Raw genomic sequence first — 13,909 nt, forward strand, 5'->3', positions numbered from 1 at the left:
TTGCTTACGTTTGACTGCGCCGCTCGCAATCGCCTCACGCGTTTTCGACGACGCCAAGGGCCTTCTTGCCACGACGGATCAATGCGAAACGGCCATGCAGGAAGTCGTTTTCGTTCAAAATCTGCTCTTCGTCTTCAACACGAGCGTTGTTCAGATACACGCCGCCGGTCTTGATCGTCTTGCGCGCTTCGGAAATCGACTTAAACAGTCCGGCCTTCATGCCGGCTTCCGCCACACGGTCGCCCACCGTGGCCTTGGCGAACTCACCATCGATCTTCACACCGTCAAGAGCAGCTTCAAGCGTAGCCTCGTCAACACCTGCAAGATCGCCGCCACGGCCGAACAGCGCACCAGCCGCCTCAATGGCCTGTCGGGTGGCTTCCTCACCATGAACCAGGCTGGTGACCTCCCAAGCCAAGGTGCGTTGCGCCTCACGCGCGCCCGGATTGGTCTTGCTTTCCTCCACAAGACGTTCAATCTCCACCTTCGGCAGGAACGTGAACACCTTCAGCAGGTTTTCCATCTCGCTGTCGGGACGGTTGAACCAGAACTGGTAGAACTTGTACGGGCTCAGCATGTTACCGTCGAGCCAGACGGCGTTGCCCTCGGACTTGCCGAACTTCTTGCCCTGAGCGTCGGTGATGATCGGGCTGGTGAACACGTTCACATCCACGCCACGTACCTTGTGGATCAGATCAAGGCCGGACGTGAGGTTGCCCCACTGGTCGGATCCGCCAAGCTCAAGCACGCAATGGTATTCGTCGAACAGGTGCAGGAAGTCGTTGCCTTGCAGCACCTGGTAGCTGAACTCGGTGAAGGAAATGCCATCTTCGGAATTCAGTCGACGGGCAACGGTGTCTTTGGCGAGCATGGTGCCCAAACGGAAGTTCTTGCCAACGTCACGCAGGAAGTCGATGACGTTCATGGAGGCAGTCCAATCGTAATTGGACACAAAACGAACCGAGTTGCTGCCTTCCACTTCGAGAATGCCGCCGATCTGCGCCTTCAGACGCTCGGCCCAACCAGCCACGACATCCTTCGGATTCAACGTGCGTTCGCCCGACTGGCGCGGATCGCCGATCAAACCGGTGGCGCCGCCGACCAAAGCAATCGGATGATGACCCGCAGCCTGAAGATGGCGCATATTGATCAGCTGCACCAGATTGCCGATATGCAGGGAAGCTGCGGTCGGATCAAAACCGCAATAATAGGAAATAGGATCTCCGTTCAACGCTTCGGCGAGTCGATCCCTGTCAGTGGACTGGGAAATCAACCCGCGCCATTCCAGTTCATCGAGGACGGACTCGAAACCGGCCTCCTTGAAATCGATGACGTGAGCCATAGCTGTGCTTTCTCCCTATTGAATTGCGGATGATACTGCGTTTTACGCATCCTACAGTTTCGCAGAAGATGAAGACAGGCACACGCGGTGTTTTTGCCATCATCCATCAACCATCGTGCATACAAGTAAAGTTAGAAGGAGAATCCCCATACCAAGAAGGGAGATATCTGTATGGACCGCAAAGGCATGAAGGTTGCGGCTAAGAAAGCCCAGAGAAAACATTATTGGATGATAGTCGTCATTTGTCTGTTCGCTTCGGTATTCGGTGTTGCGTACGCATCATCGACGCTCTCGGTCAACATCAACATTTCGGTCAGCACCCCGCAAACAGAGGATTCCACGCAATCCAACGATATGTATGGCGTATTGCGGGATCTTGCCATAGGCAATGAAGACAATGCCCGTGAAAAAGTCAAGCAAAACCAAGAGCAGATCGTCAACAACGATACCGATGCCATGTTCGGCCGCCGTCGCGGCGTAATCGCGTCCCTGCTCAACTCGTTTGCATCAGGATCGCTGGTGGTTGCCATTGTCGATGCCGTCAATTCCGTCATCCATAACGGCGGAATCTCCATTGCGGTTCCAATCATTCTTTCTTTTGCCGTCTATATTTTCATCTGGCTGTTCATTCAGGAAACGTATCGCGTCGTCATGATGCGCATGCTGTTGGAAGGACGATCCTACGACAAACTGCCGGCATCGCGCTTCCTTTACCCCATCCACACGCACGCATGGCTTCGGATAGCCTGGACCATGTTCGTGGAAAACGTGTTCCTGTTCCTTTGGAGCCTTACCATCATCGGTTTCTTCATCAAACAGTATTCCTACCGTATGGTGCCGTATATCATTGCGGAGAATCCAAACATCAAAGCCTTAGACGCTATTCGCCTGTCCCGACATATGATGGAAGGGCATAAATGGGAATGCTTCGTGGCGGACTGCTCGTTTCTTGGCTGGTATCTGCTCAACCTCGTCACTTTTGGTCTGATCGGTATCTTTTACTCCAATGGCTACAACGCCGCATTTTTCGCCGAGTATTACGTGTATCTGCGCACGTTGGCCAAGGACAACGGCATTGAAGGCGCCAAGATGCTCAACGACGAATACCTGTATGCCAAGGCCGATCCGCAAACGCTTCATACCGCATATGCCGACGTCGCCCAGTCCGTGGCACAGCTCGAACAAGGACTCTCCCCCGCCCTCAAGCCGCGTGGATTCACCGGAATCCTGTCCGAATGGTTCGGCATCCGTATTCTGCATGCCGATGCGGTGAACCGTTATGAGGAATATCGCGAGGATCTTCATCAAATGCAGATTGGCAAGGATATTTTGGAAGGTAACATCTATCCGGGGCGTCTCGCACCTGCTCCCATATCATTCAAATTCCGCGAATCACGTACGATCAGTGCTGACCGTAGCTATTCGCTGGTCAATCTAGTCATGATGTTCTTCATGTTCTGCTTCGTCGGCTGGGTGTGGGAGGTAAGCCTCGCATTCATTTCCGAAGGCATGTTCGTGAATCGTGGAACCTTGCATGGCCCATGGTTGCCGATTTACGGCACTGGCGGAGTGATCATTCTGATTCTGCTCAAAAAGCTGCGTGAGAAGCCCGTATTAGAGTTCGTGGCGACCATGGTGCTGTGCGGATGCTTGGAATACTTCTCGTCGTGGTATCTGGAAATGACGCATGACGGCCAGCGTTGGTGGGATTACACCGGATACTTTCTAAATGTCAACGGCCGTATCTGCGCCGAAGGATTATTGACGTTCGGCCTTGGCGGATTGGCCATCGTCTATTTGCTGGCTCCGGCCCTCGACAATCTGCTCAGCCGAATCGATACGCAAAAGCTTAGCATTGTGGCTGTCATGCTGCTCGTGCTGTATTGCGCCGACCAAGTGTATTCCACACAGCATCCGAATATCGGCGAGGGCATCACCGACTACAAGGGATCAGATACGTCGCTGGAAGCGCCCATTCCGTACGAAATCAGTAAACGATCCAATGGACTGCCATAGCGTGATTGTCATGCAAATCGCATATCGCAAACAATAATGGAAATCGCCTGTCGTTCTTTCGAGCGGCAGGCAATTTCATGTCGTTGCTTATTGCGCGATTATTTGCGACGCAGCATTTCGTGCAGAGTTTCGATGATCTTGCTGTATTTGATGGAATCCGTGAAACGCAGGCGTGGGAATGCGTTGATCATACGACGCTGCTGCTTGTTCAGGATAGATGCGGCAGTGGCCTGCATACTGGCAAGAATCTCCTGCGAAGAGTCCGACCAGTCCTGAACCTTGTCTTGTACCTTGTCACGGAATTTGTCTCGGAAAACGTCCTTGCCCCATTGCAGAGAATCGCCGGCCTTCTCCGCATATGCCTGCACGGTTTCACTGAACTTCGCAAGATTATCGGCCAAATCGATGATGCCAAACACTGTGATAATGGTATCCGCGACGATAAGCGCCATGAAAATCACACACATCCAATGCACCGCCGGCAAAGGAATCATCCGTGTGACACGATTCACTTCAGGCTGTATCACATCGGTGATGAGCACACCCAGCAGACCGAACACCACCGCTCCAAGCAAACAAATGCGCCCTTGAACGTTGAATCGGAGATGACTGTAATCCCACCACCGCGCGTGGAATAGCTTTTCCATGCCCCATGACGTGATGTATTCAAGTATGCATGCGCCAATCGAGGAGATGAGAAAAACAGCGAAGGGATTATGCAGATCATGCAGCAGCATAATCGCAAGAACGGCTCCACAACCGTAGATCGGACAGACGGGACCATTCAGGAAACCACGATTCACCAAACGACGTTCCGAAACGGACACAAGAATCGACTCGTATACCCATCCGGCAAATGAATAGAACAGAAACCATAAGAACAGGTATTCCAACAGGAGCATGCCTTTGAGCCGTCACTTTCCACTTATGCACGTATTGGTTTTCGTCTTATAGAAGCGGTCAAAGCTGAACGTCTCCCGTGTGGCGCTGATCTTATCTGCGATAGTCACCAAATACCCTTCAAGATACCGAGGCGGTATCGGTGTCAAAGGAAACATATGGTTCTCAATGCTGTCACGTTCCACTCTATTGAGATGGAAATCACGCATGGCATTGCGCATGGCGGTGCCACCATGGGTGAAACCATGCATACGATGCCGGCCACCATCATGAGCATGCCAGTCGTATAGAAAATAATCATGCAGCAGAGCGGCGCGAATCAACGAATGCAAATCCACCCTATGCCATAAGTGCAACCTGTCTGCAATCCATACGGTCAGACAGGCCACACGAATGGAATGCGCAAACGTGGTGACCACGCCATGCTGGTAACAGACTCTTTCGATCTGCATATGCTCATGGCATAGTATTTCCTGGCCGTGAAGCCGAACAAGCTGCTGTATCTGCGTTCGTGTCAGTGGCACCGCTTTGCCTTTGTTTATGTATTGTTGCTGTGGTTACTTAAGCAATGATTCCGGCGTCTTGTATGCCGGGCCATCACTGACGGAGTTTGCGAAGGCACGCAGCTGTTCGATGGCGGTTTTCGCGGAAACGATCTGCTCGCGCACACGCAGCGGAGACGTACCTCCCTTGCCATTGCGGGCGGAAACCGAACCTTCGGTGGACAGCACTTCGCGCACTTCAGGCGCCTTGTCGGCCGGAAGGAATTCCTTGAAGACCTCGACAAAGTCATCGTCAGTCAGGTCCCACAGTTCCTGGCCGCGGTCTTCGGCGATCTTCACGCATGCGCCGGAAAGCTCATGCGCATGGCGGAACGGCACTCCGTTCTTGACGAGCCATTCGGCGATGTCGGTGGCGAGGGCGAAACCGGTCGGGGCTTCTGCTTCGAGGCGTTCCTTGTTGAAGACCATGGTGCCGACCATGCCGGTGAACGCGGGAAGGAGCACTTCCAGCGTGTCGACCTGATCGAATACGGCTTCCTTGTCTTCCTGAAGATCACGCGCATAAGCGGTGGGCAGGCCCTTCAGCGTGGTGAGCAAACCGGCCAGATCGCCAATGAGACGGCCGGACTTGCCTCGTGCGAGTTCCGCGATATCCGGGTTTTTCTTCTGCGGCATGATGGACGATCCAGTGGAATAAGCGTCGTCAAGGCGCACGAACGCGAATTCCTGGGTGTTCCAGATGATGATTTCTTCAGACAGCCGACTGATGTCGACACCTGCCATGGCCGCAATGAATGCGAATTCGGCGACCAGATCACGGCTGGCGGTACCGTCGATGGAGTTCGCGGTCACCTTGGAGAAACCAAGTTCGCGGGCCACGGCCACCGGCTCCAAGCCAAGGGTGTTGCCGGCGAGGGCACCGGAACCATACGGGCTTGCGTCGATGCGCTTGTCCCAATCGGCAAGACGTTCCACATCGCGCAGCAGCGGCCACACGTGAGCCATCAGCTGGTGTGCGAGCAATACCGGCTGGGCGTGCTGCATGTGGGTGCGGCCCGGCATGACGGTGCGTCCAGCCTTTTCGGCCTGTTCGGTCAGTGTCGCGGCGAGGCCGAGCAACATTTTGGCGATGACGCGGCTGTGGCGACGGAGCCACATGCGAATCAGTGCAGCGATCTGGTCGTTGCGGGAACGGCCGGCGCGGAGCTTGCCTCCAAGTTCGTCTCCGGCAATCTGCAGCAGTCCACGTTCCAATGCGGTGGCTTCGTCCTCATCGTCTTCGATTGGAGCAAACGCACCGGAATCCACACGACGCTGCAGCTCGTCGAGAGCATCTTCCATGCGCTGCAGCTCATCGGCGGTCAACAGTCCCGCGCGTCCGAGCGCACGGGCATGGGCGCGTGAGCCTGCGATGTCGTCGTCGGCAAGACGCCAATCGAATTGGGTGGACTTGCTCAGTCGCGCGAGTTCCGGAGACGGGCCGGACTTGAAACGGCCGCCCCACAGGGCGAGGTGTTCACCATTGGTTGTGCTCTCGGTCATTGTTACTTCATTCTCCTTGCAGATATGACTGAGGGAGAGAATACCAGTCAGGATGGTCCTAACGGTACGCTCTCCCCCATTATCGAGACGATTCGGTGTAAAACCCGCTTACTCGACGCTGTTTTCCGGAACCTCGATTCCATTGCCGAACTTGACGTCGCGGGCTGCGGCCACACGGCTCGGCAGACCGTAGATGTCGATGAAGCCGTTGGACGACTTCTGATCGAAGCTGTCGCCGGAATCGTAGGTGGCCAGATTGTAGTCATACAGCGAGGTGTCGGAACGACGACCGGTCACGACGGCGCGGCCACCATGCAGAATCATGCGGATTTCGCCGGAAACATACTTCTGGGTATCTTCGATGAAGGCGTTCAGGGACTGCGTCGCCGGGGAGAACCACTGCGCATCGTAGACGAGTTCGGCCCAGCGCTTGTCGATATCACGCTTGATGCGATGCTGCTCGCGTTCGAGACAGCAGTTTTCGAGTTCCTGGTGGGCGGTGATCAGTGCGATAGCGCCCGGAGCCTCGTACAGCTCGCGGGACTTGATGCCGACCAGACGATCCTCGATCAGATCGATACGTCCGATGCCCTGTGCGCCTGCGCGACGGTTCATCTCTTCGATGGCCTGCAGCGGAGTAACGTCGTGACCGTCGATCTTGACAGGGATGCCCTGCTTGAATTCGATGACGACCTCATCTTCGACCGGCGGGAAAGCCGGATCGTCGGTGTAAGAGTAGCAGTCCTTGGTCGGGCCATTCCACGGATCCTCAAGGAATCCGGTTTCGATGGCGCGGCCCCACACGTTCTGGTCGATGGAGAACGGGCTCTTCTCGGTCTGCACGATCGGAAGCTTGTGCTCCTTAGCGAATGCGATCTCGACGTCGCGCGTCAGCGACAGATCACGGATCGGGCTGATGGCCTTCAGCGTCGGGTCGATGGAGGAGATGGACACCTCGAAACGGACCTGGTCGTTGCCCTTGCCGGTGCAGCCATGGGAGATGGTGTCGGCGCCGAACTGGTGGGCGGCGCGCACAAGATGCTTGGAGATGAGCGGGCGGGAAATGGCGGAAACCAGCGGATACACACCCTCATATAGGGCGTTGGCCTTCAGCGCCTTCATGCAGTACTCATTGGCGAACTCGTCGCGGGCGTCTACCACATACGCTTCAACGGCACCGCAGGCAAGCGCGCGCTGCTTGATGGTTTCGAGGCTTTCGCCACCCTGGCCGACGTCGAGGGACACGGCCACGACATCCTTGCCGGTGCGTTCCTTCAGATATGAAATGGCGACGGAGGTATCCAGACCACCGGAGTACGCCAGAACGAGACGATTTTGATCGCTCATGGTTTCCCTTTCTAACATCAAACGTTATTCATTAGCATATGCAATACTCTGTATATTTATGCATATACGGTGCGTCGTGTCCACTATACGGCTATTCAGCCTTTGGACACGACGTCCAACAGCCATTGCGCACGCTGTTTCGCATAATCGTCATCGGCGCAGATCACCATGACGGTATCGTCCCCGGCAATGGTGCCGAGCACTCCGTCGATGGGCTGCTTGTCAATCACACTTGCCACATACTGAGCCGCGCCAGACGGCGTGTGGACCACCACCAGATTCCTGGCCGCAGCGACCGAAGTGACCAATCCGGAAAGCACACGGTTCATCTGCTGTTCCGTTTTTGCATCAGGATTGGCCGATGCGGCTTCTTCCGGCTGTTTGCCCAGCGCATAGGCCACGGTTCCGTCAGCCAAACGGGTTTTGGTGGCATGGATCTCGTCGAGATCGCGGCTCAAGGTGGCCTGGGTCACTTCGATGCCCTGATTCGCGAGAATCTGCGACAATTGCGATTGCGAGGTGACGATGCGCGTCAGCAACGCCTGCTCGATGGCGCTCAATCGAGCGGCCCGCGTGGCGGGGCGTTGCAGCGCAGGCGTTTGGTCCGTCATCAGGCCAGCAGGCTTTCATCGCCGCGGGCCTTGCCGGCAAGCCAAGTCAGCAGCGCCTTCTGCGCATGCAGACGGTTACCGGCCTCATCCCAAACCACGGACTGTGGTCCGTCGATGACTTCGGCGGTGACCTCCTTGCCACGGTATGCAGGCAGGCAATGCTGGAAGATGGCATCTTCCTTGGCGTAAGACATGAGCTCGGCGTTCACCTGATAATCCCAGAACGGCTTGGAACGGATGGAGTATTCCGCTTCTTCGCCCATGGAAACCCACGTGTCGGTGAACACGCAGTCGGCGCCGGCGACCGCTTCCTTCGGGTCCGTAGTCACCAGCACGGAACCGCCGGTTTCGGATGCGATGGCTTCGGCATCGGCAACGATCTGCGGATCCGGCAGATAGCCGTTCGGACCTGCAACGCGTACGTTCATGCCGGCCACGGCGCCGCCGAGAAGGTAGGAGTTCGACATGTTGTTGGCCGCGTCACCGAGGTAGGCGATGGTCTGGTTCTTCAGATTGTCGACGCCCCCACGATGCTCGGCGATGGTCTGGAAGTCGGCAAGAATCTGGCAAGGGTGGAATTCATCGGTCAAAGCGTTCACCACCGGATGGGTGGAATACTTCGCCATTTCCTCCACACGATCCTGGCCGAAGGTGCGCCACACCACACCATAGGCCATGCGGTCAAGCACACGTGCGGTGTCTGCCACCGGTTCGCCACGGCCCAGCTGGGATCCGGACTTGTCGATGACCAGCGGATAGCCGCCCAGTTCGGCAACGCCAATGGAGAAACTGGAACGGGTTCGAGTGCTCGGCTTATCGAAGATCACCGCAATGCCCTGCGGGCCAGCGAACGGCTGATGGTAGAAACGGTCATTATGAAATTTGATGGCAAGTTCGAGAACCTGCTTCTGCTCTTCATGGTTGAGATCGTCATCGCGCAACATGTGGCGCAATTCAGGAGTTGCCATTGTTGGCTCCTTTCAAAAGATTTCCTGTTCGTTGTGATTGACGGCTATGTTCAGTCGTTGGGAAGATCAGTGGGGATCTTCGCGAGAATGGAGATGGCCTGATCAATATCCTGTTCGGTCACCACCAACGGAGGGACAAGACGAAGCGCATCCGGCGCCACCGCGTTGACGATCAAACCGTGCTCCAACACCCAATTCATCGCCGCATGCGCGCATGGATGGGCAAGTTCGACCGCATCGAGCAAGCCACGCCCGCGCACGGAGACAAAGAGCGGATTGCCGCAAGCCATGATGCCGTCACGCAATTGCTGGCCACGCGCCTCGGCGTTGGACACAAGGCCGTCTTCCTCAATGGTTTCCAACGTGGCCATCGCGGCGGCCGCTCCGAGAGGATTGCCCGCAAAGGTGGAGCCGTGGGATCCTGGGGTGAACAGCGCGGAAAGCTTGGCGCCGAAGGAGATCATGCCACCCATCGGGAAACCGCCTGCAACGCCCTTGGCGAAGGTTACGATATCCGGAACCACTCCGCCCGCAAGATCCTCACGCTGGAATGCGAACCAGGATCCGGTGCGCCCGATGCCTGTCTGGACCTCATCGATGATGAGCAACGCATTGTTGTCGTCGCACATCTGACGGGCCTTCTTCACGTAGTCGGCACCAAGCGGGCGCACGCCGGCCTCACCTTGAATCAGCTCCATGATGACGGCGGCGACAGGACCCTTGCCATATTTGCCGGGACCGGTTTCGGCAAACGCGTCATGCAATGCGGCCTCGTCACTAGCTTCGACAAATTCGATATTGGGAACCAGCGGCTCGAACGCTTCTCGGATGGCGGGCTTCCACGTTGCGGACAGCGCGCCCATGGTACGCCCATGGAAGCCGTGGGTCATGGCGATGATACGTGCCGGCTTTCCACCAATGGCAGGCGATGCGCCCGGCAAGGTGCGGCCATACAGTTTGGCGAGTTTCAGTGCTGCCTCGTTGCCTTCCGCTCCGGAGTTGCCGAAATACACATGAGATCCCTCGGGAGCGCCTGCAAGCTCAATGAGCTTCGACGCCAGTTTGATCTGCGGCTCCGTGGCGAAGTAGTTGCTCACATGGGCGGCTTTGGCAGCTTGCTCGCTGACGGCCTTCACCCATTTCGGGTGGGCGTAGCCGAGCGCGTTCACCGCGATGCCCGCAAGGAAGTCGAGGTATTCATTGCCATCGACGTCCCAGATATGCGCGCCTTTGCCATGGTCCATAACGCGCAGAGGCGTGCCGAACACGTTCATGTGCACCTGGGAGTACTCCCCCAGCCACTTGGCGTCCTCACTACCAAGGTTTTCCAACCGTTCAGTTACCATACGAGCTCCTCATTTCAATACCGTCTTCGGGAACGACCATGGTTCCAATGCCGTCTGTGGTGAAAATCTCATTCAGGATGGAATGCGGCTTGCGTCCGTCGATGATGTGGGCGCGCGGCACTCCTCCGTCGATGGCCCTGACGCAGGCCTCCATCTTGGGGCGCATGCCGCTTTCCAAATCCGGCAGCATATCGCGTAGGTTCTCCACGCCGATGCGTCCGATCAGAGAGTCCCTGTCCGGCCAATCGGCGTACAAGCCATCAACATCAGTCAACACGACCAGCTTGCTGGCTCCGAGGGCGGCCGCAAGCGCCGCAGCCGCGGAATCGGCGTTCACATTCAACACTTCGGTAGCATCATCCTCATTTGGAGCCACCGAGGAAACAACAGGAATGCGGCCGGCATTGATCAGATCCTCAACCGCGGATGCGTCGACGCTCACCACGTCGCCGACCAAACCAATATCGGTTGGAGAGCCATTTATAATCGGCTTGCGCTGCATGGCGGAAAAGAGCGCACCATCCTCGCCGGAAAGACCGACTGCGAACGGACCATGGGCATTGATCAATCCGACAAGTTCACGGGAAACCTTGCCCGTCAAAACCATACGCACCACTTCCATGGCCTCCGGCGTGGTGACCCTCAGGCCTCCCTTGAATTCCGACTTAATACCCAAAGCCTTAAGCATGTGAGAAATCTGCGGACCTCCGCCATGCACTACAACCGGATGCAAGCCGACTTGTCGCAGAAACACCATATCTTCAGCGAAACAGGCCTTGAGATGATCGTCGATCATCGCATTGCCGCCATATTTGATGACGATGCGCTGTCCGGCGAATTCCTCAAGCCATGGCAGGGCCTCGATCAGCACTTCCGCCTTTTGGTCGGCGCGCAAATCGGTATGCACATCAAAATGGAATCCAGGTCCTTTGAGTTCCTTGGTCATTACCGTTCAATCAGCTTTCGTAGTCTGCATTAATGTGTACGTATTCGTGGGTCAAATCGTCGGTCCAGACGGTTGCTTCCGCATTCCCCGCATGCAAATCAATGTCGATGTGCACCTCGCGCGGAGTCATATCGACTTCGGATCGGTCGCGTCCGGCTCCGCCATTCTCACAGATACGCACACCATTGACATCAACCGTGACTTTATTGGAATCGTATGGCGCGATTTCCGATGGCACGGTGCCCAACGAGCTGACGATACGTCCCCAATTCGGGTCGTTGCCGGAAATGGCGCATTTGAGCAGGTTGGACGCGGCCACCGCACGACCGCAGGCAAGCGCCGCATCCTCCGTGGTGGCTCCGATCACCTTGACACGGATATCGTGGCTCGCGCCTTCGCCATCGCCGATGATTTGGCGTGCCAGAGACGCCGTGGCCTGCGCCACAAGATCGTTGAATTCGTCCGGATCGGGTTCGATGCCCGAAGCGCCGGATGCGAGCAGGAGCACCGTATCGTTAGTAGACATGCATCCGTCCACATCGATTCGGTTGAACGACATTTCCACTCCAGCATTCAACGCCGCCTGCAACTGACCGGCGCTCACCACGGCATCCGTGGTGATGACGCACAGCATGGTGGCCAACTGCGGGGCAATCATGCCCGACCCCTTGACCATGCCCCCGATACGGAAGCCGTTGGAGCCTTCCAGCTCAACGGTTTTCGGCTTGGTGTCGGTGGTCATGATGGCATGGGACGCATCCGCACCGGCCTGAGCGGTATCGGCAAGGGCCGCGAACGCTTTGCCTGCGCCAGAAAGCACATGGTCAAGAGGCAGAAGCTCACCGATCAGACCCGTGGAGCAGACCGCGATATCGCTGTCTTTGACACCTACAAGCGCCGCGATCTTTTGGGCCGTAGCCTTGGACTGCTCATATCCCGGCTGGCCAGTGCATGCGTTTGCACCTCCGGAATTAAGGATGACGGCTTTCACATGACCGTCGGCCACAATCTTGCGCGTCCACTGCACGGGAGCCGCGCAGAAACGGTTCGAAGTGAACACTCCAGCAGCCGCATCCAGCGGACCGTTATTGACTACAAGAGCCAGATCCTTCTTGCCTTCGACTGCGGAAATACCGGCTTCCACGCCGGCTGCGGAAAAACCTTGCGCAAACGTTACACTCACGGTGCCACTCCAATCTTCGTCAATCCTGCATCTTCGGGAAGTCCCAGCGCCACGTTCAGCGACTGCACGGCCTGTCCTGCCGTACCGCGGTTGAGATTATCGATGGCCGCGAACGCCAGCAGACGTCCGGCCTTATGATCAACCACCACTTGTATATGGGCGGCATTCGATCCGATGATATTTCCGGTGGCCGGCATCACGCCTTCCGGAAGAACCACCATGAAATCCTGGTCCTTGTAAGCATCAAGCCAAACTTGCCTGATCTGCTCGTCCGTCATCGTCAAAGCCTTATCGGTGAGTTTGGCTGAAACCGTAGCGAGAATGCCTCGGGCCATCGGAGCGAGAATCGGAGTGAATCCCAACGTGAATTCACTTGCATTGGAAGCGTTCTTGCCTGCCGCATGGGCGAGATTCTGCAAAATCTCTGGAATATGGCGATGCGTGCCTCCCACTGAATACGGCAACGCGGATCCGAAGGCCTCTGCGGCCAACAGGTTGGTACGCTTCAGATTCTTGCCGGCTCCAGAATAGCCGACCACCAAGTCAGCCACAATGTCGGTCGGTTCGACAAGTCCTTGGGCCACACCTGGCTGGAGCGCCAGCGTAGTGGCGGTCACATTGCACCCCGGTCCCGCGATGCATTTGGTTCCGGCAAGAGATTCGCGCTGCCTGATGTAGGAGCCGTCTGCCGCAACGCCGGTAATGAGCTCAGGCATACCGTAAGTCCAGTGCTCATAGAAGTCACCGCCGTAGAACTCATCCCATGCGGTTTTTTCCTCAAGCCTATGGTCGGCCCCCAAGTCCACCACAACGGCATTCGGATCAAGCTGCGAAGCCAATGCGCCGGATGCCCCATGAGGCAGGGCAAGAATAATGACATCATGCCCATTAAGAACTTCCGGAGTGGTGTCTTCCACCACAAGGTCGGCAAGTTGCGGAATATGCGGCATATGCCTGCCAAGCTTGTCCCCAACGGATGAATGCCCGGCCACGCACGTCACTTCGAAATATGGATGGGCCGCGAGGATGCGGAGGGCCTCGCCTCCTGCATATCCGGTCGCGCCGGCCACGGCTACTGTGTATTTGGCCATGTCACGTCTCTTTTCATTAACTCACTGAAAACACATTCAGCATACACTTTATGCACTACATTGCATAATTATGCATTCATTTCGTGTCGCATAGTGGTCATTGCGCGACCATGA

The 13,909-nt window shown here is 56.5% G+C and carries 12 protein-coding genes; 1 reads left to right on the forward strand and 11 read right to left on the reverse strand.

Translation table 11 applies throughout. The features are described 5' to 3' along the window. Positions 1-34: 34 nt before the first annotated feature. Positions 35-1,342, reverse strand: a complete 1,308-nt coding sequence (gene tyrS, locus AH68_RS06105) for a tyrosine--tRNA ligase (protein WP_039198550.1) — start codon at positions 1,340-1,342, stop codon at positions 35-37. 171 nt (positions 1,343-1,513) lie between these two features. Between tyrS and AH68_RS06110 the strand changes: the two genes are divergently transcribed. Beyond that, positions 1,514-3,358 (forward strand): DUF975 family protein, encoded by a 1,845-nt coding sequence (locus AH68_RS06110; protein ID WP_039198552.1) that lies wholly within the window; start codon positions 1,514-1,516, stop codon positions 3,356-3,358. A 98-nt stretch (positions 3,359-3,456) separates the two neighbouring features. Here the strand turns inward: AH68_RS06110 and AH68_RS06115 are convergent, their stop codons facing one another. From AH68_RS06115 to argC, 10 genes are all read right to left on the reverse strand, one after another. Then, complete coding sequence (locus AH68_RS06115; protein WP_039198554.1) at positions 3,457-4,260, reverse strand: putative ABC transporter permease; 804 nt, start codon at positions 4,258-4,260, stop codon at positions 3,457-3,459. A 12-nt stretch (positions 4,261-4,272) separates the two neighbouring features. Then, a complete protein-coding gene (locus tag AH68_RS10335) occupies positions 4,273-4,782 on the reverse strand; it encodes an HD domain-containing protein (protein ID WP_022244998.1) in 510 nt (169 codons plus the stop codon). A 33-nt stretch (positions 4,783-4,815) separates the two neighbouring features. Beyond that, the gene (argH, locus tag AH68_RS06120; RefSeq protein WP_022244997.1) at positions 4,816-6,303 is read right to left on the reverse strand and encodes an argininosuccinate lyase; all 1,488 of its coding nucleotides are present in this window, start codon (positions 6,301-6,303) and stop codon (positions 4,816-4,818) included. A 108-nt stretch (positions 6,304-6,411) separates the two neighbouring features. Then, a complete protein-coding gene (locus AH68_RS06125; RefSeq protein WP_003810287.1) occupies positions 6,412-7,668 on the reverse strand; it encodes an argininosuccinate synthase in 1,257 nt (418 codons plus the stop codon). A 77-nt stretch (positions 7,669-7,745) separates the two neighbouring features. After that, positions 7,746-8,261 (reverse strand): arginine repressor, encoded by a 516-nt coding sequence (gene argR / locus AH68_RS06130; RefSeq protein ID WP_039198558.1) that lies wholly within the window; start codon positions 8,259-8,261, stop codon positions 7,746-7,748. Further along, on the reverse strand, positions 8,261-9,229 hold the full coding sequence (gene argF, locus AH68_RS06135; RefSeq protein ID WP_039198561.1) for an ornithine carbamoyltransferase: 969 nt from the start codon (positions 9,227-9,229) through the stop codon (positions 8,261-8,263). Before argF ends, argR begins: the two co-directional genes overlap by 1 nt. 50 nt (positions 9,230-9,279) lie before the next feature. Continuing rightward, positions 9,280-10,575: an acetylornithine transaminase gene (locus AH68_RS06140; protein WP_039198563.1), complete on the reverse strand. Its 1,296-nt coding sequence runs from the start codon at positions 10,573-10,575 to the stop codon at positions 9,280-9,282. Further along, complete coding sequence (gene argB, locus AH68_RS06145) at positions 10,565-11,521, reverse strand: acetylglutamate kinase (protein ID WP_003834622.1); 957 nt, start codon at positions 11,519-11,521, stop codon at positions 10,565-10,567. Before argB ends, AH68_RS06140 begins: the two co-directional genes overlap by 11 nt. A gap of 10 nt (positions 11,522-11,531) precedes the next feature. Then, positions 11,532-12,704, reverse strand: coding sequence for a bifunctional glutamate N-acetyltransferase/amino-acid acetyltransferase ArgJ (gene argJ, locus AH68_RS06150; RefSeq protein ID WP_039198565.1), 1,173 nt, complete (start codon positions 12,702-12,704; stop codon positions 11,532-11,534). Beyond that, complete coding sequence (gene argC, locus AH68_RS06155) at positions 12,701-13,795, reverse strand: N-acetyl-gamma-glutamyl-phosphate reductase (RefSeq protein WP_039198567.1); 1,095 nt, start codon at positions 13,793-13,795, stop codon at positions 12,701-12,703. The genes argJ and argC overlap by 4 nt, the downstream gene beginning before the upstream one ends. Positions 13,796-13,909: the final 114 nt, after the last annotated feature.

The organism is Bifidobacterium catenulatum PV20-2 (assembly GCF_000800455.1).
Taxonomy (GTDB): domain Bacteria; phylum Actinomycetota; class Actinomycetes; order Actinomycetales; family Bifidobacteriaceae; genus Bifidobacterium; species Bifidobacterium kashiwanohense_A.

Bases quoted from the DNA above. Each gene is read 5' to 3' on its own strand.
- tyrS (WP_039198550.1), bottom strand. From the start codon at position 1,342: ATGGCTCACGTCATCGATTTCAAGGAGGCCGGTTTCGAGTCCGTCCTC.
- AH68_RS06110 (WP_039198552.1), top strand. From the start codon at position 1,514: ATGGACCGCAAAGGCATGAAGGTTGCGGCTAAGAAAGCCCAGAGAAAA.
- AH68_RS06115 (WP_039198554.1), bottom strand. From the start codon at position 4,260: ATGCTCCTGTTGGAATACCTGTTCTTATGGTTTCTGTTCTATTCATTT.
- argH (WP_022244997.1), bottom strand. From the start codon at position 6,303: ATGACCGAGAGCACAACCAATGGTGAACACCTCGCCCTGTGGGGCGGC.
- AH68_RS06125 (WP_003810287.1), bottom strand. From the start codon at position 7,668: ATGTTAGAAAGGGAAACCATGAGCGATCAAAATCGTCTCGTTCTGGCG.
- argR (WP_039198558.1), bottom strand. From the start codon at position 8,261: ATGACGGACCAAACGCCTGCGCTGCAACGCCCCGCCACGCGGGCCGCT.
- argF (WP_039198561.1), bottom strand. From the start codon at position 9,229: ATGGCAACTCCTGAATTGCGCCACATGTTGCGCGATGACGATCTCAAC.
- AH68_RS06140 (WP_039198563.1), bottom strand. From the start codon at position 10,575: ATGGTAACTGAACGGTTGGAAAACCTTGGTAGTGAGGACGCCAAGTGG.
- argB (WP_003834622.1), bottom strand. From the start codon at position 11,521: ATGACCAAGGAACTCAAAGGACCTGGATTCCATTTTGATGTGCATACC.
- argC (WP_039198567.1), bottom strand. From the start codon at position 13,795: ATGGCCAAATACACAGTAGCCGTGGCCGGCGCGACCGGATATGCAGGA.